This is a genomic window from Sorangium sp. So ce834, from assembly GCF_051521425.1.
Taxonomy (GTDB): Bacteria; Myxococcota_A; Polyangia; order Polyangiales; family Polyangiaceae; genus Sorangium; species Sorangium cellulosum_D.
On sequence record NZ_CP150351.1, the window covers coordinates 9,412,413 to 9,435,191 of the forward strand.

The 22,779-nt window shown below is 71.6% G+C and carries 19 protein-coding genes and 1 other RNA gene; 16 read left to right on the forward strand and 4 right to left on the reverse strand.

The window, feature by feature from the left end; translation table 11 throughout:
* Window positions 1–106: 106 nt before the first annotated feature.
* Complete coding sequence (locus WMF20_RS34305) at window positions 107–1,231, reverse strand: 6-phosphofructokinase (protein ID WP_237244351.1); 1,125 nt, start codon at window positions 1,229–1,231, stop codon at window positions 107–109.
* A gap of 315 nt (window positions 1,232–1,546) precedes the next feature.
* On the opposite strand from WMF20_RS34305, the gene WMF20_RS34310 reads away from it, so the two are divergent.
* The gene (locus tag WMF20_RS34310) at window positions 1,547–2,815 is read left to right on the forward strand and encodes a lysylphosphatidylglycerol synthase transmembrane domain-containing protein (RefSeq protein ID WP_437606053.1); all 1,269 of its coding nucleotides are present in this window, start codon (window positions 1,547–1,549) and stop codon (window positions 2,813–2,815) included.
* A gap of 48 nt (window positions 2,816–2,863) precedes the next feature.
* Here the strand turns inward: WMF20_RS34310 and WMF20_RS34315 are convergent, their stop codons facing one another.
* Window positions 2,864–4,351 (reverse strand): Do family serine endopeptidase, encoded by a 1,488-nt coding sequence (locus WMF20_RS34315; RefSeq protein WP_437606054.1) that lies wholly within the window; start codon window positions 4,349–4,351, stop codon window positions 2,864–2,866.
* A gap of 257 nt (window positions 4,352–4,608) precedes the next feature.
* Here WMF20_RS34315 and proC point away from each other — a divergent pair, with 257 nt between their 5' ends.
* Window positions 4,609–5,466 carry a pyrroline-5-carboxylate reductase gene (proC, locus tag WMF20_RS34320; protein WP_437606056.1) on the forward strand — a complete coding sequence of 286 codons (858 nt, stop codon included), beginning with the start codon at window positions 4,609–4,611 and terminating at the stop codon, window positions 5,464–5,466.
* A 182-nt stretch (window positions 5,467–5,648) separates the two neighbouring features.
* Window positions 5,649–6,113: RNase P RNA component class A (rnpB, locus tag WMF20_RS34325), an RNA gene on the forward strand.
* A gap of 66 nt (window positions 6,114–6,179) precedes the next feature.
* Here rnpB and WMF20_RS34330 read toward each other — a convergent pair.
* Both WMF20_RS34330 and erpA read right to left on the reverse strand, forming a co-directional pair.
* Entirely contained in the window at window positions 6,180–7,031 is an 852-nt protein-coding gene (locus WMF20_RS34330; protein WP_012238497.1) for a sigma-70 family RNA polymerase sigma factor, read from the reverse strand.
* Between the two features lie 508 nt (window positions 7,032–7,539).
* Window positions 7,540–7,863: an iron-sulfur cluster insertion protein ErpA gene (gene erpA / locus WMF20_RS34335; protein WP_012238498.1), complete on the reverse strand. Its 324-nt coding sequence runs from the start codon at window positions 7,861–7,863 to the stop codon at window positions 7,540–7,542.
* A gap of 368 nt (window positions 7,864–8,231) precedes the next feature.
* Between erpA and WMF20_RS34340 the strand changes: the two genes are divergently transcribed.
* The 13 genes from WMF20_RS34340 to WMF20_RS34400 all read left to right on the forward strand — a co-directional run bounded on the left by WMF20_RS34340 (window position 8,232) and on the right by WMF20_RS34400 (window position 22,772).
* Window positions 8,232–9,299, forward strand: a complete 1,068-nt coding sequence (locus tag WMF20_RS34340) for a metalloregulator ArsR/SmtB family transcription factor (RefSeq protein WP_437606057.1) — start codon at window positions 8,232–8,234, stop codon at window positions 9,297–9,299.
* A complete protein-coding gene (gene metH, locus WMF20_RS34345) occupies window positions 9,296–13,039 on the forward strand; it encodes a methionine synthase (RefSeq protein ID WP_437606058.1) in 3,744 nt (1,247 codons plus the stop codon). Before WMF20_RS34340 ends, metH begins: the two co-directional genes overlap by 4 nt.
* Before the next feature lie 272 nt (window positions 13,040–13,311).
* Window positions 13,312–14,187, forward strand: a complete 876-nt coding sequence (locus WMF20_RS34350; RefSeq protein WP_437606059.1) for a PAAR domain-containing protein — start codon at window positions 13,312–13,314, stop codon at window positions 14,185–14,187.
* Between the two features lie 88 nt (window positions 14,188–14,275).
* A complete protein-coding gene (locus WMF20_RS34355; RefSeq protein ID WP_129578298.1) occupies window positions 14,276–14,836 on the forward strand; it encodes a hypothetical protein in 561 nt (186 codons plus the stop codon).
* Window positions 14,833–15,357: a hypothetical protein gene (locus WMF20_RS34360; protein ID WP_129578299.1), complete on the forward strand. Its 525-nt coding sequence runs from the start codon at window positions 14,833–14,835 to the stop codon at window positions 15,355–15,357. Before WMF20_RS34355 ends, WMF20_RS34360 begins: the two co-directional genes overlap by 4 nt.
* A 24-nt stretch (window positions 15,358–15,381) precedes the next feature.
* The gene (locus WMF20_RS34365; RefSeq protein WP_437606060.1) at window positions 15,382–15,978 is read left to right on the forward strand and encodes a hypothetical protein; all 597 of its coding nucleotides are present in this window, start codon (window positions 15,382–15,384) and stop codon (window positions 15,976–15,978) included.
* Window positions 15,953–17,062 (forward strand): DUF2330 domain-containing protein, encoded by a 1,110-nt coding sequence (locus tag WMF20_RS34370; RefSeq protein WP_437606061.1) that lies wholly within the window; start codon window positions 15,953–15,955, stop codon window positions 17,060–17,062. The genes WMF20_RS34365 and WMF20_RS34370 overlap by 26 nt, the downstream gene beginning before the upstream one ends.
* A 47-nt stretch (window positions 17,063–17,109) precedes the next feature.
* Entirely contained in the window at window positions 17,110–17,916 is an 807-nt protein-coding gene (locus tag WMF20_RS34375; protein WP_129578301.1) for a class I SAM-dependent methyltransferase, read from the forward strand.
* Between the two features lie 123 nt (window positions 17,917–18,039).
* Window positions 18,040–18,822 carry a hypothetical protein gene (locus WMF20_RS34380; protein WP_437606062.1) on the forward strand — a complete coding sequence of 261 codons (783 nt, stop codon included), beginning with the start codon at window positions 18,040–18,042 and terminating at the stop codon, window positions 18,820–18,822.
* Window positions 18,822–19,316, forward strand: a complete 495-nt coding sequence (locus WMF20_RS34385; protein WP_437606063.1) for a hypothetical protein — start codon at window positions 18,822–18,824, stop codon at window positions 19,314–19,316. The genes WMF20_RS34380 and WMF20_RS34385 overlap by 1 nt, the downstream gene beginning before the upstream one ends.
* A gap of 10 nt (window positions 19,317–19,326) precedes the next feature.
* Complete coding sequence (locus WMF20_RS34390) at window positions 19,327–19,812, forward strand: hypothetical protein (RefSeq protein WP_437606064.1); 486 nt, start codon at window positions 19,327–19,329, stop codon at window positions 19,810–19,812.
* Window positions 19,813–19,859: 47 nt separating this feature from the next.
* Entirely contained in the window at window positions 19,860–21,776 is a 1,917-nt protein-coding gene (locus WMF20_RS34395; protein WP_437606065.1) for a type VI secretion system Vgr family protein, read from the forward strand.
* Window positions 21,777–21,782: 6 nt separating this feature from the next.
* The gene (locus tag WMF20_RS34400) at window positions 21,783–22,772 is read left to right on the forward strand and encodes an ATP-dependent nuclease (protein WP_437606066.1); all 990 of its coding nucleotides are present in this window, start codon (window positions 21,783–21,785) and stop codon (window positions 22,770–22,772) included.
* The last annotated feature ends 7 nt before the right edge of the window (window positions 22,773–22,779 follow it).

The following is a 22,779-nucleotide window of genomic DNA, read 5'->3' on the forward strand; positions in this document are numbered from 1 at the left end:
CCGACGACGCGCTGCGCGAAGCGCCGGCCGAGGGCGAACCTGGACAGCCCCGCCGTGCCTGCGGCCGGGCCGACGGCCGACAGCAGCCCACCCGCGCCCCCGCGGGTCAGGGCGGGGCGAAGTGGCCGGCCGGCTCGTCGCCGAAGCACAGGCCCATCTCGCGGGCCGTGACGACCGTGTCCGAGTCGAGCGGCACCGTCTTCGTCTTTCCCGCGACCTCGTCGAGGGGGACCAGCTCGATCCGGTTCGCCCGCAGCGCGACCATCCCGCTCCCGCAGTCCTCGACGAGGCAGCGCGCCGCGGCCGCGCCGAAGCGGAGCGCGAGCAAGCGGTCCGCCGTCGTGGGCCCCCCGCCGCGCTGCAGGTGGCCGAGCACCATCGAGCGCGCCTCCTTGCCCGTCCGGGCGGCGAGCTCCTTGGCGACGCGCTCGGCCACGCCCCCGAGGACGGCGGTGCGACGGAACGCGTCGCCCGCGTCCTTGATGATCAGCTCTCCCCCCTGCGAGTACGCCCCCTCCGCCGCCACCACGATGGAGAAGCGCCGCCCGCGCGACTCCCGGAGGCGGATCTTCTCGGCGATCGGCTCGTACCGGAACGGGATCTCCGGCATCAGGATGACGTCGGCGCCCCCGGCCATCCCGGCGTTGAGCGCGATCCAGCCCGCGTGCCGCCCCATCACCTCGACGACCATGATCCGCTCGTGCGCCTCGGTGGTGGTGTGGAGCCGATCGAGCGCCTCGGTCGCGATGGACACGGCCGTGTCGAAGCCGAACGTGATGTCCGTGCAGCACACGTCGTTGTCGATCGTCTTCGGCACGCCGATGACGAGGGGCAGACCGCGCTGGAGGAGCTCGTGCGCGATCCGCATCGAGCCGTCGCCGCCCACGGAGATGAGCGCGTCGAACCCCAGCGCGCGGAACCGCCGCACGAGATCCTCGGACCGATCCCGCGGCACGAGCCCGTGCTCGCCCGGCGTCGGGTAGTGGAACGGGTCGCCGCGGTTCGCGGTGCCCAGGATGGTGCCGCCGAGGTGCGCGATGCCCCGCACACGCTCGCGGTCCAGCCGGATGAGCCCGTCCGGCGAGTCGTCGAGCAACCCGCGGTAGCCCTGCCGGATCCCCCAGACCTCCCAGCCGCGCTCGATCGCGCCGAGCGTGGCCGCGCGGATCACAGCGTTGAGCCCGGGCGCGTCGCCGCCGCCGGTGCAGATAGCGATCTTACGTGCCGCCATGAGGCGGCCAGCATTGCGAGCCATCCTCGGCGACGCAATAGACATCTTCCCCGCCCGAGCCTCGACTCGAAGGGCGCGGGGCGCGCGCGACAGCCACGCTTCGCGCCGACGACGAACGACGAACGACGGCGCGCGGCGCGCTGGAGGAGCGAAGACGCCTCCGCGAAGCGTGGTTCGCACCGGCGCGCGCGTCGTGTGGTCGGGCCCGCTCCGCGGCGCGCCTCGCGCCGGGAGCAGCGCCGCATGACGGTCGCGGGCGCCGGCGACAGGGTATAGGGGCATGCGCATGCGATCACCCCGGCTGCGCGCCCCCGTATGAACCGCGCCACCCTGATCCGAGGCATCCAGGTCATCGTCACGCTCACGCTCGCGTCGTTCGCGTACGTGCTCTACAGCGAGATCCACGACAAGCAGGAGAGCCTCGCCGCCGGGCTCGCGCACGTGCGACCGGGCTGGCTGCTCGTCGGCGCCGCGCTGGCCCTGCAAGAGGGCGTGTTCGGAGGCCTCAGGATCTGGGTCCTCGGGCGCGTGCTCTGGCCCGGGCTCCGCGTGCGCACCGCGGTGACCTCGGAGTTCGTGCTGATGTTCTGCGCCGGCGTGACCCCGGGGCAGGCCGGCGCCGCGCCGTCGCAGGCCGCCGTGCTCGTCCACGGGGGCATGCGGCTCGTCGACGTGGCCACGGCGGAGCTGCTCACCGCCTCGTGCACGGTCTCGTTCTTCCTCCTCTCGGCCGTCGCCATCTTCGCGCTGCGGCAGGACGGGATGCTGGTCTTGCACGGGGGCCCGCAGATCGAGTGGCTGCTCTTCTTCACCATCACCATGTTCGGCTCGGCGCTCGTCGCGCTGATCTTCGCGGCGGCGTACCCGCCGCTGCTCAAGGCGATCGTCCGCGCGCTGTCGGTGCCGCTCGGGGGGCTCCTGCGCGCCGCGCTGCGGGTCGCCCGGCGCGTGCCCCGGCTGCGGGCCCGCGCCGACGCCGCGCTCGCCGCGCCCCACGCCACGACCGCGCGCGTCTTGCACAGCGTGGACGAGTTCCACAAGGGCTTCCGCATCTACATGCGCCGCGGCAAGCGCGCGTACGCCGCCGCGCTGCTGCTCACGTTCGGCTTCTTCTGCTCGCGGTTCGCCGTCGCCTACTTCATCCTGCTCGGGCTCGGCATCCCGACGACGCCCTCGACCTTCGTCTCGGTGGGCCCGCCGATCGTGCAGATCATCCTGACGCAGACGGTGCTCAACTTCGCGCTCTACATGAGCCCCACGCCCGGCGCGAGCGGCGTCGCCGAGCTCGGCTCGAACGCGCTCATGTCGCCCTGGGTCGAGGGCGCGTTCGTGGTGCCGTACGTCGTCCTGTGGCGGGTGCTCACCCTGTTCCTCTGCATGTTCGTGGGGGGCATCTATGTCTTCCGCTACCTCGGCACCGACGTGCTCGAGGCGCGCGTGGAGCAGACGGAGGCGGAGAAGCGAGCGCTCGAGGCGGCGCGCGCCGCCGGCGCCTCGCCCGCCAGCGCGCCCGGGGGCGCCCCGCCTGCGAGCGTGTCGGAGGGAGGAGAGGAGGCCGCCGGCCGGCGGCGAGGCGCGGGGTGATGCGGGGAGGGCCGGCGCGGAGCGACGCGCGCCGGCCGCGCCGCGGGATCAGCGCGCGGGGATGCGCACGGCCGCGAACTGGACGACCTTCCCGCGCCGCACCTTGAGGAGCGCCGTCGACCCCGCCTTGGCCTTGCCGATGACCGCGCGCAGGCCGGCGACGTCCTTGATCGGGGCGCCGTTCACCTCGAGGATCACGTCGCCCACCTGGAGCTCCTGGGCGTCGACGCCCTGCGCGAACCCGTCGACCCGCACCCCGCCGCCGGCCACGTCCGAGACGTGGATGCCGAGCTGCTCGGCGCTCTGCTGCCGCTCGGGCCGCGCGCCCTGGCCCGGCCGCGCGCGGCCCTGCGCGTCGCCCTCCTCGTCCTGGAGCGCGTCCAGCTTGGCCCGGAGCTCCTGCCGCTTCTGGCCGCGCACCACGGTCACCTCGATCTCCGAGCCGGGCGCGTTGCGCGCGACGTTGCGCCGCAGCTCCTCGGCGTGGAGGATCGGGGTGCCGTTCACGTCGACGATCACGTCGCCCGGCTTGATGCCGGCGCGCGCGGCCGCCCCGCCCGGCTCGACATCGGCGACGAGCGCGCCCTTCGGCGCGTCCAGCTGGAGCGCCGCGGCGAGCTCGCGCGTGACGGGCTGGAACAGCAGGCCGAGCTTGCCGCGCTCGACGAAGCCCTTCTCGCGGAGCTGCGGGAGCACGTCCTTCAGCGCGTCGATCGGGATCGCGAAGCCGATGCCGTTCGCGCCCGCCCGGATCGCCGTGTTGATGCCCACGACCTCGCCCCGCCAGTTGAACAGCGGCCCGCCGCTGTTGCCCGGGTTGATCGAGGCGTCGGTCTGGATGAAGTCGTCGTACGGCCCCGCGCCGATCGCGCGCGCCTTCGCGCTGACGATGCCGAGCGTGACCGTGTGGCCGAGCCCGAACGGGTTGCCGACCGCGAGCACGTGCTCGCCGACCCGCAGCTGCTCGCTGTCGCCGAGCGGCGCCACGGGCAAGCCGGTCGCGCCCTTCAGGCGGAGGAGCGCCAGATCGAGCTTGGGATCGCGGCCGACGACCTCGGCCTCGAACTCCCGCTCGTCGGCGAGCCGGACGCGCACGCCGGAGGCCTCGTGGATGACGTGCTCGTTCGTCACGACGTAGCCGCTCGGATCGATGATGAAGCCGGTCCCGAGCGCCGTCTGCGTCGGCCGCGGGCCGCCCCGCGGGTTGAGCCGGCCGCCGCCGGGCGGGCCGAAGAAGAACTCGAAGGGGTCGAGCCCCTCGGGACCGCGGGACTCGTGCATCGTCGTGATGTTGACGACCATCGGCCTGACCCGCTCGGACAGCGCCGCGACGTCGAAGGTGGCCGGCACCGGCGCCGGCGGGAGCGTCACGGTCGAGACGGGCGGCGGCGCCGCAGAGGGCGGCGCGGCGGCGGCGGCCTGGGTGGAAGGGGGCGTGGCGTGAGCCTGCTGGCCGCACCCGCCGAACGCCAGCGCCGCCATCGAGAGCAGCGCCAGGGCCGAGGCGCGAGAGCGATAGGAAACCGCTTGAATCATGGAATCTCCGTCGGGCAGTCGAAAGGTCCCGTCCTGCGTTCGGCGAACAGGGGACCGACTGCGTTCATTCCGCCGCACAAATAGCCCCACGAGGTCCGCTGACAAGGGCGCTCGCCGCGCGCCGGGCCGGGCGGGCGCCGCGCGCCGGCACGCCCGTCCCCGGCGGCACGCCGCGCCGGCGACGGTGTCCGTCGAGATTTGAGCCGCGGGCTCGGCAAGGCTGCTAGGGTGCGCGCTCCTGGAGGCGAGCGAGGGCGATGGGGAGCGACGACGGCCGGCTGCGAGGGCGCAAGATCGGGTTTCTTGGCGGCGGGAACATGGCGGAGGCGCTCATCCGAGGCCTGATCCAGGGCGGCGCCGTGGGCGCCGAGCAGATCAGGGCGAGCGATCTCAAGAGCGATCGGCTCTCGTTCCTCCACGCGCGGTACGGCATCGACACCACCGACGACAACGAGGCGCTCTGCCAGTGGGCCGACGTGCTCGTCATCGCCGTCAAGCCGCAGATCGTCGATCGGATCCTCGCGCCCATCTCGTCGGGGCTCGGCCGCGCGGACGTCGTCATCTCGGTGGCGGCCGGCGTGCCGATCGACGCGATCGAGGCGCGCCTGCCGGAGGGGGCGCGCGTCATCCGCAGCATGCCGAACACCGCCGCGATCGCGCTGGCCGGCGCCACGGCGATCGCCGCCGGGAGCCACGCCACGAGCGACGACGTCGAGATCGCGCGGGCCCTGTTCCAGGCGGTCGGCCGCGTGGTCGTGCTCGACGAGTCGCTGCTCGACGCGGTGACCGGCCTGTCGGGCAGCGGCCCCGCGTACGTCATGCTGATGATCGAGGCGCTGGCCGACGGCGGCGTGAAGGTCGGCCTCGGCCGCGACGCGGCGCTGCTGCTCGCGGCGCAGACCGTGTACGGCGCCGCCAAGCTGCAGCTCGAGACCGGCGAGCACCCCGGGCGCCTGAAGGACATGGTGACGAGCCCCGGCGGCACGGCGATCGCAGGGCTCCACACGCTGGAGGCCGGCGGGCTCCGGCGCACCTTGATCGACGCGGTCGAGGCCGCGTCGAACCGCTCGGCCGAGCTGGGTGCGCAGATGGCGCAGAAGCTCCGCCGCACCTGATCGCCCCGCGTCGCGATGCCGTCGAGGCGAGGCCTGCGGCGCCTCGATGACTCGATGAGCCGATAGCAAATTGCCACAGCTGTCACAGCGGGCCGCGACAGAGGCCCGCTCCGCGCTGCCCGGGACGTGACCGGCGCGGAGGTATTGGCGTCTGGACGTCCCTTGACTATGTTCGCCGCGTCGCAGCGGGACAGGCGATCGCCGGCGGCCGGGGGAACCCGGTCGCGGGAGGAAAGTCCGAGCTCCGCAGGGCAGGGTGCCGGGTAACGCCCGGTGAGAGCGATCTCGAGGAAAGTGCCACAGAGAACAGACCGCCGCGCCGCGCGCCTCGCGAGGGCGAGGAGCCTCCTGCCCGGACGGGCTGCGCTCCGAGCCTCCGCCGGCGCGCCGCGCGGCAAGGGTGAAACGGCGGGGTAAGAGCCCACCGCGCCCTTGGCAACAAGGGCGGCACGGCAAACCCCACCTGGAGCAAGGCCGCGTAGGGAGGCGTCCGCGGCGGCGACCGCCGTCACGGCAAGGGCTGCCCGCCCCAGGCCTCCGGGTTGGCTGCTTGAGGCGCGCGGCGACGCGCGTCCTAGAGGAATGATCGCCAGCGCGAGGGGGGCGACCCCCCGCGCAACAGAACTCGGCTTACGTCCCCTGCGACCACGGAGCCCCGCCCCGGCGGGGCTCCGTGCTTTTGTGCTCGCCCGCCGCTCACCTGTGGCAAGGCGCTACGCCGCCAGGGGCTGCAGGCGGTCGCGCAGCTTCTTCTTCGCGCGCGCCTCCAGCTGCCGAGCCCGCTCGCGCGACACCCCGAGGCGGCGCCCGATCTCGGCGAGCGACAGCTCCTCCTCCGGGTCGGCCATCATCCGGGTCTCGACGATGTACCGCTCGCGCGGGTCGAGGTTCTCCACGGCCTGCGTCAGCCGCTCGCGGAGCAGCGCCCCCTCCTCGGCGCGGGAGAAGCGCTCCTCCTGGTCCTGGTCGTCCGCCGGCAGGGTGTCGACCAGCGACCGGGCGCCGTCCTCGAACACCTTCGTGTCGAGCGAGACGTCCCGGGCCTCCAGCCGGTGCGCCATCTCCAGCACCTTCTCCGCGGGCGCGCCGAACTTCTCGGCCAGGAGCCGATCGCCCTCCTCCCCCTCGCCCACCAGGCCCGCGATGCGCGCCCGCTCCCGCCGCAGCCGGAAGAACATCTTCGAGCGCAGCGGGCCCGAGCCCACGCCGACCAGGCTCCAGGAGTGGATGACGTGGTTCAGGATGTACGCCCGGATCCAGTAGGCCGCGTAGGTCACGAAGCGATTTCCACGGTCAGGGTCGTACTTGCGGATCGCGTGGACGATCCCGAAGTTCCCCTCGGCGATGAGGTCGGCGAGCGGGATCCCGTACCGCCGGTAGCTGATCGCGATCGAGACAACATGCCTCAGGTTCGCGAGCGCGAGCGCGGCTGCGGCCTGCTCGTCGCCGTGGTCCCTCCACCGTCGAGCGAGCTCGACCTCTTCCTCGCGCGACAGCTCCGGGATCTGCCGAACATGCGTGATGTAGCGCGAAACCGCGCTGGCCTGATCTCGGGACGTTTGCACAGGGTTTCCTTCGAGGTCCGAAGACCCCGGTTCGGTTGTTGAGGCCGGCCGACGCCGGACCCCGGCTCCTGCGGCCGAGGCCGGCCGAAGCCGGACCTCGATCGCGTTGATCGCCTCGCCGGCACTTGCCGCCGAAGTGGTTGGTTCGAGATTCCGAAGAGAGCAGCCCACCCAGGCTGCGATGCAGCTGGCATGCCGCCCCGGGCGGGCAGCTTGTACACCGTGGCTGCGAAGCCATGGCGCACGCGGCTCAGGCTCGCCCGCGCGAGCGCTGGGGCAAAAAGGAGCCGCTAGAGAGCCGGGAAGGTCTCGATGCTCCGGGCGTACGCGCGCGCGGGGCCCGTGTGCATCTCACGTCGGCCGCTCCGCCGACGGGCGGAGCGAGCCAGGACGGACGCGAGGCTCAGGAGAGGCGCGAGCGCGCTCGGTCCGAGGGAATCGGACGGGAATCGGACGGGAATCGGACGGGAACCGACGAGAGCGACGGAAACCGACGAGAGCGACGGGATCAGACGGAGAACGAGGAGCCGCAACCGCAGGTGCTCTTGACCGACGGGTTGCTGAACTTGAAGCCCGAGCCGTGGAGGCCTTCCACGTAGTCGATCTCGGTCCCGTCGAGGTACTGGAAGCTGAGCGGGTCGATGTAGAGCTTGATGCCGCGGTCCTCGAACTCCTCGTCGAACTCGGTCGGCTTGTCCTCGAAGTACAGGTCATAGGAGAAGCCGGCGCATCCGCCGCCCACGACGCGCAGGCGCAGCCCCTGCCCCAGCAGCTCCTCCGCGGTCGCGATCTCCATCACCTTCTCGGCTGCCTTCTGCGTGATCGTGATCATCCTGAATCTCCTCTGCGTGCTTTAGACCGGCGGGGGACGGCAGGTCCTGCCCGAGGGGGCGCTCGCCCCGCTGGAGGGCGAACCGCGCGCGCGCCCGGCCGGCCGTGCCCTGGGGTGGGGTGCTCAGGGCTAGCCAAAGATACGCACCTTGAGCGATGTCCGCCAGTGCCTCAACCGGAACGGGGTACGCCTTCGACCTGACCGCCCGCTCGTCCAGGCAGGGCCTCCGTTCGCCCAGGGGATCCCGCCCTTCGCGCCGGTGAGGCCGCAGCTGAGGGCCGCCGTCCTCGCCCGCCGCAGGCGAGGCTTGACGCCCGCCCGCCGGCCCGCCACGATGTCATCCGTTCATCCGGATTGAGAGATACGCGTTGCCCGACCTCACGGCCACCACCGAGCTCCTCCGGCTCCTCAGCGACCCGACCCGCGTCCGCCTGCTCGCGCTGCTCGGCTGCGAGGAGCTGAGCGTCGCCGAGATCACCGACGTCACGCAGCTCGCGCAGTCCCGGGTCTCCACGCACCTCGGCAAGCTGCGGGAGGCCGGCCTGGTCAAGGACCGGCGCGACGGGGCGTCGTCCTTCTACGCGATGAGCCACGGCGCCATGCCCGAGGAGGCGCGGCGGGTCTGGGCGCTGCTCGAGGCGACCACGGAAGATCCGCTGATCGAGCAGGATCGCGAGCGCGTCCGCGAGGTCGTGCGGGCGCGCGCCGGCGGGGCGAGCTGGGCCGACTCGGTGGCCGGGCGCATGGAGCGGCACTACTCGCCGGGGCGGACCTGGGAGGCGTCGCTGCGCGGGCTGCTCGGCCTGATGTCCCTCGGCGACGTGCTCGACATCGCCTCCGGCGACGGCGCGCTGGCCGAGCTCGTCGCGCCGCGGTGCCGCGCGATGACCTGCCTCGACGCGAGCGAGACCGTGATCGAGGCCGCCCGGCTGCGCCTCGCGCGCCTCGGCAACGTCCGCTTCGCGCGCGGCGACATGCACGAGCTGCCGTTCGAGGCGGCGTCGTTCGATCAGGTGATGCTGATGAACTGCCTGACGTTCGCCCGGTCGCCCGCCCGCGCCGTCGCCGAGGCGGCGCGCGTGCTCCGGCCGGGCGGCGCGCTCGCGGGGGTGACGCTGAAGGCGCACCGGCACGAGATCGCGGCCGTCACGTACAGCCACGTGCGTTTCGGCTTCGAGCCGCGCGAGCTCCGGGCGATGCTCGAGGCCGCGGGCCTCGTCGTGGACGCCTGCGACGTGACCTCGCGCGAGAAGCGCCCGCCGCACTTCGAGGTGATCTCGATCCACGCCCGCAAGGAGGGCGCGGCCGAGGCCGCCCCGCCGGCCCGCGAGGGCGAGGAGACAGGGCCCCGGGCCGCGCGGCCCTCCCAGCAGGACGGCTGCCCCGCGGCCGCAGCACCCACGGTAAAGAAGCCCAGGAGAAGAGCAGAGCCATGAACGGAAGCGAACGCCCCGCGCGCCTCGAAGAGATCCTCGACAGCCGGATCCTGTGCCTCGACGGCGCGATGGGCACGATGATCCAGCGCTACCGCCTGGGCGAGGCCGACTACCGCGGCGAGCGCTTCCGCGACCACGAGATCGACCTCAAGGGCAACAGCGATCTCCTCGTGCTGACGCGGCCGGACGTCATCGCGGAGATCCACGGCGCGTACCTCGACGCCGGGGCCGACATCATCGAGACGAACACCTTCACGGGCACCTCGATCGCCCAGGCGGACTACCGGCTCGAGTCGCTCGCCTACGAGATCAACCTCACCGCGGCCCAGATCGCCCGGAAGGCGGCCGACGCGTGGACGGCGCGCACGCCCGACAAGCCGCGCTTCGTCGCGGGCTCGATGGGGCCGACGCCGAAGACGCTGTCGATCTCGCCGAGCGTGAACGACCCGTCGTTCCGCGCCGTCACCTTCGACGAGCTGCGGCGCGCGTTCGCCGAGCAGGCGCGCGGGCTCGTCGACGGGGGGGCCGACGCGCTGCTCGCGGAGACGTTCCTCGACACGCTGAACATGAAGGCGTGCCTCGTCGCGATGGAGGAGGTCTTCGCCGAGAAGGGGCGGCGCCTGCCGATCATGCTCAGCGTGACGATCACCGACCGGAGCGGCAGGACGCTCGCCGGCCAGACGATCGACGCGTTCTGGACGAGCATCGAGCACGCGCGCCCGCTCAGCGTCGGCCTCAACTGCGCCCTCGGCGCCAGCGACATGCGGCCGTACCTCGTGGATCTCGCGAAGCTCGCCCGGGCGCGGGTGAGCTGCTACCCGAACGCGGGCCTGCCCAACGCGTTCGGCGAGTACGACGAGCAGCCGGAGACGACGTCGCGGCTGCTCGCGGAGTTCGCGGAGAGCGGGCTCGTGAACGTCGTCGGCGGCTGCTGCGGGACGACGCCGGACCACATCCGCGCGATCGTCCGGGCGGTGGCGGAGCGGAGGCCGCGGCCGCTGCCCACGGCGCGCGACGGCTTCGGGCGCTTCAGCGGCCTGGAGACGCTCGTCATCCGGCCCGACACGAACTTCCTGATGATCGGCGAGCGGACCAACGTGACCGGCTCGGCCCGGTTCATGGAGCTCATCAAGAAGGGCGACTTCACGACCGCGCTGGAGGTGGCGCTCGACCAGGTGCGCGGCGGGGCGAACATCCTCGACGTCAACATGGACGAGGGCATGCTCGACTCCGAGCAGGCGATGACGACGTTCCTGAACCTCATCGCCACCGAGCCCGAGATCGCCCGCATCCCGGTCATGATCGACAGCTCGAAGTGGTCGGTCATCGAGGCGGGGCTCAAGTGCATCCAGGGCAAGGGGATCGTCAACTCGATCAGCCTCAAGGAGGGGCCGGAGGACTTCCTCAAGAAGGCGCGCGTCATCCACCGCTACGGGGCGGGGGTCGTGGTGATGGCCTTCGACGAGATCGGCCAGGCCGAGACGGTGGAGCGGAAGGTCGCGATCTGCCAGCGCGCGTACAGGCTGCTCACCGAGGAGGCCGGCTTCGATCCGCAGGACATCATCTTCGACCCGAACATCCTCGCGATCGCGACCGGCATCGAGGAGCACAACGACTTCGCCAAGAACTTCATCGAGGCGACGCGGCTCATCAAGGCGACCTGCCCGGGGGCGCGCGTGAGCGGCGGCGTGTCGAACCTGTCGTTCTCGTTCCGCGGGAACAACGTCGTCCGCGAGGCGATGCACTCGGCCTTCCTGTACCACGCCATCCGGGCGGGCATGGACATGGGCATCGTGAACGCGGGGCAGCTCGCGGTCTACGAGGACATCCCGAAGGACCTGCTCGAGCGGGTGGAGGACGTCATCTTCAACCGGCGCCCGGACGCGACCGAGCGGCTCGTCGAGTTCGCCGAGCAGGTGAAGGGCAAGGGGAAGAAGAAGGAGCTCGACCTCGCCTGGCGCGAGGGCCCGGTCGAGGAGCGGCTGTCGCACGCGCTCGTGAAGGGGCTCGTCGACTTCATCGAGGCCGACGTGGAGGAGGCGCGGAAGAAGTACGAGAGGCCCCTCTCCATCATCGAGGGGCCGCTGATGGACGGGATGAAGATCGTCGGCGAGCTGTTCGGCGCCGGGAAGATGTTCCTCCCGCAGGTGGTGAAGAGCGCCCGCGTGATGAAGCGGGCCGTCGCGTACCTCCTGCCGTTGATGGAGGCCGAGAAGGCCGCCGGGGGCGGGACGTCGTTCCAGGGGAAGGTCGTGATGGCGACCGTGAAGGGCGACGTGCACGACATCGGCAAGAACATCGTGGGCGTGGTGCTCGGGTGCAACAACTACGAGGTGATCGACCTCGGCGTGATGGTGCCCCAGGACAGGATCCTCGAGACCGCGCTGAGCGAGAAGGCCGACATGATCGGGCTGAGCGGGCTGATCACGCCGTCGCTCGACGAGATGGTCAGCGTGGCGCGCGAGATGGAGCGGCGTGGCATCCGGCTGCCGCTGCTCATCGGCGGGGCGACGACGAGCCGGCAGCACACGGCGGTGAAGATCGCGCCGGAGTACGGCGGGACCGTGGTGCACGTGCTCGACGCGTCGCGGGCCGTGGGCGTGGTGTCGAGCCTGCTCGACCAGACGAACCGGCAGGCGTTCGACGCGCAGAACCGGCAGGAGCAGGCCAAGCTGCGCGAGCTCTTCGCCAGGAAGCGGGCGAAGCCGCTCGTGACGCTCGCCGCGGCGGACGAGGGGCGGCTCAAGATCGCGTGGCGGCCCGAGGACATCGCGGCGCCGTCGTTCACGGGGCGGCGCGTGGTGGACGACGTCCCGCTCTCCGAGATCGCGCGGTACATCGACTGGACGTTCTTCTTCACGGCGTGGGAGCTCAGGGGCCCGTTCCCGCAGATCCTGGAGCACCCGCAGTACGGCGAAGCGGCGCGCGAGCTGTTCGAGCACGCGCAGAAGGTGCTGCAGCGGATCATCGACGGCGCGTTGATCAAAGCGCGGGGCGTCTACGGGTTCTGGCCGGCGAGCGGCGAGCAGCGGGACATCGTGCTCTACGGCGACGAGGCGCGCTCGCGCGAGCTCCTCCGGCTCAACATGCTCCGGCAGCAGCAGGTGAAGGCCGCGGGCGGCGCCGAGGAGGACGGCGAGAAGGCCGTGGGCGGGGTGAAGCCGTACCTGTCGCTCGCCGACTTCGTGGCGCCGAGGGAGAGCGGGCTCGCCGATCACGTCGGCGCGTTCGCGGTGACGGCGGGGATCGGGCTGGATGAGATCGTGCGCGCCTACGAGAAGGACAAGGACGACTACAGCGCGATCATCGCGAAGGCGCTCGCGGACCGGCTCGCGGAGGCGTTCGCCGAGCTGCTCCACGAGCGGGCGCGGAAGGCGTGGGGATACGGCACGGCAGAGGCGCTGAGCAACGAGGAGCTCATCGCCGAGCGATACCGGGGGATCCGGCCGGCGTTCGGGTATCCGGCGTGCCCGGATCACACCGAGAAGCGCAAGCTGTTCGCGCTGCTCGACGCGCCCTCGGTCGGCATCGAGCTGACCGACACCTGCGCGATGACGCCGGCGGCGAGCGTGAGCGGCATCTACCTGGCGCACCCCGAGGCGCGGTATTTCATGGTGGGGCGTCTCGGCAGGGATCAGGTCGCGGACTACGCGAAGCGCAAGGGGATGACGCTCGAAGAGGCGGAGCGGTGGCTGTCGCCGAACCTCGGATACGATCCGGGAGCGAGCGGCGGCGCGTGAGATCCACGCGATAAGGCATGTGAGCCCTCGCGGCCGAAGCCGAGCACATCAAGCTCGTCCGCCCATTGTACAATTTTGCGTAGAGATCAGCGGCTGTTCTCGGCAGCGATCTTGAGGATAGCCGCGCGTCGAGCATTTCTGGTGGACGACAAACCGGATCCATGAGACCGTCCTAAAGCCATCTCTTCTGGACCAGTCCCGCCTGGTAGCGTTGGAGCTCCAACCGCTTTGGTCAGCGATGGACTTCCAGCCCGCTTTCGTGGAGGCGCGCCATGCCCGAGGCCGCACGCGTGGGTGACAACCACACCTGCAACATGGTGGATCCGAGCGGGACGCCGCACGCGGGCGGGCCGGTCAATCCGCCGGGCTCGCCGACGGTCATCACCAACAGCGTTGCGCAGGCGCGCGCGACCGATCGGCTCACGTGCGCCGTCCCTGCGCCGGACTTCATCGTGACCGGCGCAGGGAGCGTGCTCGTCGACGGGCTCCCTGCGGCGCGCAAGACGGACCGGACGATGCATGCTCCCCCGGGGCAGATCATGATCGGCTCGCCTGACGTCCTCATCGGAGGCCCGACGGTCGGGGCGACCCTCGGCAACCCCGCCGGCGGCAACACGACGTGCCAGGCGGCCGCGTCCGGGCGCAGCTCGGGGCGTACGCAGCAGTCTTACAACAACTGTGGGGTCGAATCCTCGCGGCAGCTCATCAATCAAGCGAACGGCTCGAGCGTCCGCGAGGACGCGCTGCTCGACGAGGCCATGCGCAATGGCGACGCGGACCAGGAGCGGCGGCGCTTCGACAGCGGGGGCACGAGCCCGGCGCAGCGCCAGTCGATCCTGGCGCGCAACGGGGTTCCATCTACCCTGCAACCCAATACGATGGACAACATCACCCAGGCCGTCGCCGAACGCCGGGGCGTGATCACGTCGCACGACGTGTCCGTGCTCTGGGGACCAGGCAACAGCGGAGGCCACGCCGTGGTCGTCACCGGGCTCGAATACGATCAGAACGGCAACCTCATCAACGTCGTCATCAATGACACGGGCAGGTCGAGCGGAAACTGCCAGAACAGAGTTCCCGCCGCGCAATTCCGAAACTCCCTGCGGCCCGGGCGAGATATCAATGTCACCACCAACCCGATCTGGTAGGACGAGGCCGGGGAGGCGCTCGTGGCTGCTGGCGCTCGCGCTGTGCCTGGCCGTCTCGATCGGCTGCCGGAATCCACGAGGGGAACCCATGAGCTCGACGGGACCGTTCCAGTCAGCGCACGAGCTGCGGCAGATTGCAGGAAAGACCTCCGGCGCGGTGCTCCCGGACGAGGACGCCGACACGCTGCCCATCCCGGTCAAGGTGGATGGGGCGGTCGTCATCCTCATCATGTATTACCGGGAGCGAGGCCGGCCTGGTCAGCGCGTCGTGGCGCCGCCCCATTACGCGATGCACCTCGACGGCCGGACAGGGCGGGTCCTGAAGTTCTGGGCCGTCGTGCCCGAGGACCTCGGGATCAACGATCCAAGCGCCGCGGTCGAGGGCGTGGGGATCCCGCCGGGGATGAGCTCCGACGATTTCTTTCAGAAGCGGGAGCGCCTTCTCGCGATCTCGCCGGACGTGTGGGCCGCCTATGCGCGCGGGGCCGCCCCGACCGATCCGGCGGTGCGGCCGCTCGCGAGCGAGTACTGGTCGCTGTTCTCGCAGATCACGAAGCGCGAGGTGGCGCCGTTCTACCTGCAGGCGTCGCCGGACTTCTTCGCCTGGATTCGCGCGGCCACGTCGGCCGCGGCGCCTGGGCGGCCGTGAAGGCGCTGCCCAGGCTTCAGCCGATCGAGCTGCTGCAAAGGAAGGCATCGCTGGCCGCCCTGGGCGCGCTGCCCCTCTGCAATTACCAATCCCTGCCGGTCCCCGTACCCGGGCCGGGCGGTCTACGGGTCGCGTTCGTCTACGGGAGGTCGACTCCGCAGCTCGACGGCGGGCTGCTGATCCAGGCGCCGCGGTACATCGCGCTCGTCGACGCCGAGGCCGGCGCCGTCAAGGAGGTCCGGCTGCTCCCGGGAGGCACGGCGGACGAGCTCCCCTCACAGGCCGTGGCCGCACCGTCAGGCGCAGCCGAGTCGCGCGCGCGGCGGGCGCACCTGCTCGCCGGCTACGACGTGCTCATGCCCGAGTTCGCGGCTGGCAGGACGCACCTGCCCCCCGGCGCGGCGCGGGTCGCCGCCGAGTTCGAGCCCCTGTTCCGGCAGATGGCGGAGCAGCCGCTCCTTCCAGTTTACGCGGAGCTCGGCCAGTCGTTCTTCCGATGGCTGGCCGCGGCCGCGACGTGAACGCTCAGCGTTCGTGAGGTAGAGATGACCCGCCCACCCACGCGCCTGTCGAATTTCCTGCAGCACCGCGGCGCCTGCCCCGAGGCGGTGTTCTGGTCGAGGCAAGGGTCGAGCCTGGAGGAGCTCTGGTTACGCTGCCCGCGCCCGGAGTGGATGCTCTGGGCGATGGCCCAGCTGGGTTATCAGGGCAGCCGGCGGCTCCACCTCTTCGCGGCGCGCTGCGCGCGGCGGAACCTGGTTCTCCTCGCCGATCCGCGCAGCACGCAGGCCATCGACGTCGCCGAGCGGCACGCGAACGCGCAGGTGGGAATCGAGGAGCTCCGGCGGGCCTTCCGCGCTGCGCAGGACGCCGCCGAGCAGGCCGCAGCCCGCCCGGGCTGGACGGCCGCGCTCGCGTGCGCGATGACGGCCGCAGCCCGCGCGGCGCGGAACGACGCGCTCGACGCGGCGAGAGAGGCGTCGAGCTACGCCGCGCGCGCCGTGGCCTGGGACATCCAGCGGGACGCGACGCTCGAGTCCGAGGAAGCCTGGCAGGCGGACGAGCTCCGGCAGATCGTCGGGAACGACATCGACAGGCTCATCCAGGTCGCAGCCTATGAATCCTACGGCCACGCCCCCTGACATCGTCCGCCGCGCCGCGCTCTGCCTCGCCGCGGCGTGCGCCGCGGTCGCCGCCGCGGCGAGGCCCGCGGCGGCGTGCGCCTCGGCTTACCCGCCGGACAAGTGGGTCCGTATCGCCAACGAGTCGGCGGTCATCGTGTGGGACGAGCGCGCGAAGGTGGAGCACTTCATCCGCCGCGCCACGTTCACCACGACGGCCGCGGATTTCGGGTTCATCGTGCCGACCCCGAGCCGCCCCGAGCTCGGGGAAATACCCGACACCCTCTTTCAGGCCCTGGACGAGCGCGTGGCGCCGCGGGTGATCACGCAGGCGGACGTCGACGACGTCAGCGTCGGGTGCGCCTTGCTGGGGCGCGACAGCGACACGGCCAGCTCCTCGATCGCCGCTGCGCCGCCGGTGCAGGTGCTCGAGACGCGGCGGCTCGCGGGATACGACGTCGCGGTCCTGGAGGCGAGCAGCGCGGTCGCGCTGGCGCAGTGGCTGAAGGAGCACGGCTATGCCCTCCGGCCGTCGCTCGACGCGTGGCTCGCGCCGTACGTGAGCGCCCGCTGGACGATCACCGCGTTCAAGTACGCGCCGGGGCCCGGCGGCGGCGCCGTCGCGAGCTCCGCCGTCCGCATGTCGTTCGCCACCGAACGCCCGTTCTTCCCGTACCGCGAGCCCGCCGACCAGCGCGAGGTGCCCGCCGGAGCGGCGGACGCGCAGCCGCCCGCGCGCCTGCTGCGCATCTTCTTCGTCGGCGGCGGGAAGGTCCAGGGCGTCCTCGGCGAGGGGCACGAGAGGTGGCCCGGCGAGGCGGTGTGGGCCGACGCATGGCCCCGCGACGAGGCGGCGGCGCTGCTCGGCGCGCTGGCCGGCGGCATCGCGCAGCCATGGCTCACGGCGTTCGAGGATCGCTCGAGCCCGCGGCCAGGCACCTCCGATGTCTATTTCGACCCGTCCGGCGACGCGGCGCCGCTCCACCCCGAGCCGATCCGCGTGGTCCGCGGGCGCACGCTCCGGCTGCCGCTCGAGCCGTTCGTGCTGGCCGCCGGCCTCGCGCTGTGGCTCGCGCTGCGATCCCCGCGCGCACAGCGCAGGTGATGAGGGCCTGTTCGCCCGCGCTGCACGGGCCGTGCTACCGTCGCTGCATGTCCGAAGCCGAGTGGTTCGCGCTCAATCGCACCGCCTGGAACGCGCGCACCCGCGTGCACCTGGCCTCGAAGTTCTATGACGTGGACGCGTTTCGAGCCGGCGCGAGCTCCCTGAAGCCGATCGAGCTCGAGCAGGTGGGGGACGTGCGCGACAAGACGCTCCTCCACCTGCAGTGCCATTTCGGCCAGGACACGCTCTCGTGGGCGCGCCGGGGCGCCCGCGCCACCGGGCTGGATCTCTCGGACGAGGCCGTCAGGGCCGCACGCGCGCTGGCCCAGGATCTCTCGCTGGATGCGCGCTTCGTCGAGGCCAACGTCTACGACGCTCCCACCGCCCTCGGGGGCGAGACGTTCGATATCGTCTTCACGTCTTACGGCGTCCTCGGATGGCTCCCGGACATAGGGCGCTGGGCGCGCGCGGCCGCCGCGTGCCTCAAGCCGGGAGGCGTCCTCCACGTCATCGAGTTCCACCCCGCCGTCTGGATGTTCGACGACGCGTTCGAGCGCATCGATTACGCATACGACGGGCACGGAGAGCCGATCATCACGGAACAGACGGGCACGTACGCCGATCGCAACGCGCCCGTGAAGCTCCGGGAGGTCGGCTTCAATCATGGGATCGGGACGGTGGTGACAGCGCTGCTCGAGGCAGGCCTCACGCTGGAGCGGCTCCGGGAGCTCGACTGGTCGCCCTACGATATCTTCCCGGACATGGAGGAAGGGCCGCCCGGACAGTTCCGCATGAAGAAGTTCGGGCGCCGCCTCCCGCTCGTCTACGCGCTCGCGGCGCGACAGGGGCGCTGAGCGGAGCTGGGCGGCTTGTAAGCCGCATCGCCTCGATGCTAGGCTTTCCGCCGGGCGGGCCTGGAGGGCACCCTGCTTGGCGCGCCCCCGAAGGCGAGGCGACCCAGCTGCGGGAGGGGGCTCATGCCGGATTATCACGCTTCGGTGGAGGACTTCGCGGCGCTGCGCGCGTCGATGGATGATCCCTTCGGAGACCCGACGGCGTGCCTCGCTGGCGCGGGGCTCGACGAGCGGTCGTACGCGGAGCTCACCGGCGCGTGGCGCGCGCGGCTCGCCCTCGAGGGCGACGCCGGCCGCGAGCTCGGCCGACGCTTCGCCATCGCTTACCGGCAAGCCCAGACGGCGCGCCGCGCGCGCGCCGGGGGGGAGGACGGCGCGCCGCGCGCGGAGGACGCGCGGTTCTTGAGCCGCGACGCCCAGCCGTGGCGCGCCGAAGCGGCGCAGGTCGCGCTCGTTCCCTCCAGCGCGCCGTCGCCCCCGGAGCCTCCCGCGGCGCCGGCGCAACGAGCCGTCGCCGCGAGCGCCGCGACCGACGAAGCCGGGCCGGCGAACGCGGCCGCGAGCAGCGCGGGCGGGCAGTGGGAGACATCGACGCTCCCCGTCTTCTCGTCCGAGCCGAGCGCGCCGGTCCTGCCCTTCATCTCCACAGAGGCGCCGCGGACGAGCCCGCCGCCTCCGGGCCCGCGCCCCCCGCTCGCGGGGCTGCCGTTCCAGCCGCGCCCCGCGGCGGAGATCGCGATCCCGCCGCAGCCCGCCGCGCCGGAGCACCTCGATGGCGCCGCGCCCGCGCCGGGCGCGCCCCCGCGCAAGCGGCTGATGCGCTTCGACCCGCAGACCGGGCAGCCGCTGCCGTACCCGGTCTGGGTCGACGTCGCGCCGGCCGCGGGCGAGGAGAGGAAGCGCTGATGCCCGGCAGACCGCTCTTTCCGGCGGAGCTGGAGATCGCGACCCGCGTCTTCAAGGCCACGCTGCCGTATCCCAAGATCTTCATCACCCCGATCGTCGGCATGCAATCCCGGCCGTTCACGTCGACCATCCCGCCGCTCGTCGCCGGGATCGTGCCGCTGGCCTACACGATCAACGTGGGGTGGAACGGCTTCATCCACGGCATGGACACGGCGCAGCCAGCGACGCTCGTCCACGAGCTCACGCACGTCTGGCAAGGCGCGCACCGGCTCATCGCGTCTCAATACATGTGGGAATCGATCGCGCACCAGGCGATCGGCTGGATGACGGGCACGGACCCTTACCGCTACGCGCCCGGGCAGAGCTGGTCGAGCTACAACGCCGAGCAGCAGGCCAGCATCGTCGAGGACTGGTTCGTGCGAGGAGAGCGCACGGACGATCCGCTCTACCGCTACATCCGAGACGATATCCGCAGCCTGCTCTGGTTCATCTGACGAGGCGTGCATGACGGCGATGCGACCTGAGCCAGCGAGCCGGAGGAGCGAGGCCACGACCGCCGCCGTCGGCCTCGCGTTCCTCTCCGTGCTCCTCGTTTCCTGCTCTCCCCTCGCCCGCGTCCGCTCGCGGCTGGATCTGCCGGCATCGGTCGGCAGCCCGGATCGGCAAAAGTTGCACGTCACCTTCGCGGCATCCACCGCCGCAGGCCCGCTCGCCGCGCCTCCGCCTGGGATCGAGCCGCCGGAGCAGCGGCTCCTCGCCGAGGTGGAGGTCACGCCCGCCGCCTCGGGCTTCGACGTCGAGCTCAAGTTTCGCAAGCGGAGCGTTTACGTCAACTTGACAGGCTGGTACGATAGCAACGGTGACGGGGAGGTGAACGCCGGCGACGCCGTGGGCTCGCTGGGCCCTGCGCCGGTCCTCGCCACGGACAAGGGCGTTTTCAGCGGCAACCTCACCGTCACTCCCCCCATCGCGCTCAAGCCGGTGCTGTGACCTGACAGCGCGCTCCTCGGGTCGTGCGACGAACCTCAACGAGGCTTATGGCTGTCACGCTGTCGTTCCTTGATGCTCCGGACCCCGGTTTTCACCTCCTGTCGTACGAGCTCCGCGACGACATGAGCCGGCTGTTCAGCCTGGATCTCCTGGTCGAGTCGACGGACGCGGCCCTCGAGATGGCGTCCCTCGTCGGCCGGCGGATCGCGCTCGATCTCGGCCCGGGGATCCAGCTGCCGCGCGTGACCGGGATCCTGCGCGAGGTCAAGGTGGTCTCCACGGAGACGAGCGGCGTCTCCCGCTATTTCCTCTACATCGTTCCCCCGCTCTGGCTGACCACGCGCAGGACCAATCACCGGATCTTCCAGGACCGGACCGCGGTGGAGATCGTGGACGACGTGCTCGCCGACTACGGCGGCCGCGTCCCGGCCCCGATCAAGCGGCTCGGGGGGAGCTACCGCAAGCGCTCCTATTGCGCCCAGTACGGGGAGAGCGATCACGACTTCATCTTTCGCCTCCTGGCGGACGAGGGGATCGCGACCTGCTTCGATCACACCGCCGGCAGCCAGTGGGTGCTCGTCGATCAGACCGACAGCCTGACGCCCAAGCGCGACGCGCCGATCCCCTATGTCGAGCCCGCGCTCGGCAACGAGCCGCCCGTGCCGTCCGTGAGCGCGGTCGTGGTGACGGCCAAGATCAAGACCTCGGCTGTCGCCGTGCGCGACTATGATCACCTGAACCCGTCGTTCACCATCCAGGCGCGCTCCTCGGCCGAGGGGGCCGAGCTCTTCGTCGAGGAGAACGAGCTCGAGGCGTACACGTTCGAGGTCGGCGAGGCGCAGGACGAGGAGCAGGCGAAGGCCCGCGCTCAGCGGCTGCTCGAGGCGACGCGCGTGCCGGGGCGAAGGCTCGAGATCACGGCCAACGTGGCGATCGCGCCGGGCACCCGGGTACGCCTCGCGGGGCACGCGCGCGCCGACGTGAACGTCCCGCTGCTCGTGACCCGCACGGTCGTCGTCGGGCAGGAGCGCGGCGCGAGCCATCACATGGAGTGCATCGACGCCGCCGTGCCCTTCCGGCCGCGGCGCCTGCCGCGGCCGCGCATCATCGGCACGCAGACGGCGTTCGTCGTGCCGACCCACGCCGGCGACGAGATCGACGCCGACGCGCTCGGCCAGGTCAAGATCGAGTTTCGCTGGGACCGGCGCGGCCTCCGCGCAAACACCTCGCGCTACGTCCGCGTCTCGCAGGCGTGGGCCGGCATGGATTATGGCTTCATCTGCCTGCCGCGCGTGGGCGACGAGGTGGTCGTCGACTTCCTCGACGGCGACCCCGATCAGCCGATCGTCGTCGGTCGCGTCCACAACGCGGTGAACGTGCGGCCGTTCAGCTCCCCCGCGGAGAGGACCATCTCGGTGTGGCGCTCGAAATCGTCGCCGGGCGGCGGGGGCTTCAACCAGATCCTCCTCGACGACAAGGCGGGGGCCGAGCGGCTCGAGCTGCACGCGCAGCTCGATTTCAAGTCGGAGACGGGCCGCGACGCCGTCACGCTCGTCGGGAACAACCAGACGAGCCGGGTCAGCGGCAACTCGTCGACGACCGTCTCCGGGGCCCAGTCGATCGGCGCGGGCAGCACCAGCATCTCCACGGGGCCCTACCGGCTGACGGCGAGGTCCATCGACATGAAATCGCGGACCGACATCGAGAGCGTCGCCGTCAACATCCGGCGCGACGGCAGCCTCAACCACTTCGTCGACACCCATGGCTTCTGGATCGACGCCAAATCCGTCATGCAGGTGGTGACGCCGCGCTTCGTGGTCTTCTCCGGGGACATCGTGCTCGACGCGGGCGGGTCGAAGATCGAGATCTCGAGCGGCGGAATCAAGATCACGAGCGGCGGGACGATCGAGATCAACGGCGCGATCGTGGACGTCAAGGGCACGCCCATCAAGCTGAACTCCTGAGCGCCTATGAAGCTACTGGATCTTGAGGTCGAGAATTTCCTGGGGCTCCCGGACGGCCGGTACGCGTTCACGCACCCGACCACGGGCGCGCCGCTGCCGCTCGTGCTCGTCGGGGGCGGCCCCTCCTCGGGCAAGACATCGCTGCTCGAAGCGATCATCGCGCTGAAGGAGAGCGTCGGGAGCTATCATGTCCTGCCCGAGCCGTCGCGCCTGCTCCGGTCCGGGAAGCGGTCGGGGCAGGTCCGGGGGCGGTGGCTCTTGAGCCCAGAAGAGATGGCGAAGGCGGGATTGTCCGAGCCCACCTTCACGGCGGCGCTCGAGCTCGGCGGCGGCGAGGTGCGCGCCCCGGAGCCGGCGCTGGAGGCGCTGTTCAGCGCGTACACCCGCGACCCCGCAGCCTGGAAAGCCGAATACTTTCCATGTGATCGGCGGCTCGTGCCGCGGGTGGGGCTCGCCCCGCCCGGCGAAGCGGACGGCGGCCGCCTGCGGCTCACCCGTCGGCCGGACAAGTATGCCGGCCTGGAGCAGGTCCTGATGCAGCTCGCCGTCGAGGACGGCCTTCAGGCCATGGCACACGTCAAGGAGAGCGGGATCCTGCTCCGCGGCGATCAGCGCGACTCGCTCGCGCCCTACAAGGCCGCTGTCGCGGCGCTGTGCCCATGGCTGCGCCTGTCCGGCGTCGAGCCGCGGGGCGGCGCAGCGGCGCTATGGTTCGAGCGGGACAACGGCGCGCGGGTCGAGCTGTACAGCCTGTCGCACGGCGAGCAGCAGGCTGTCCTGTTCGCCCTGGTCCACGTGTTCCTCGGGCTGCGCCGCGCGCTCGTCCTGATCGACGCGCCGGAGGCGCATATCCACCCGAGCGAGCAGAGCCGGCTGCTCCATGCGCTCGCGGGCCTCGGGGAGGACCACCAGATCATCGCCGCGACAGGATCGAGCGAGCTGCTCGGGAGCGTACCCCGCCATCAGACGCTCCTTTGCAGATCGAAGCACGGCTGAACGGCAG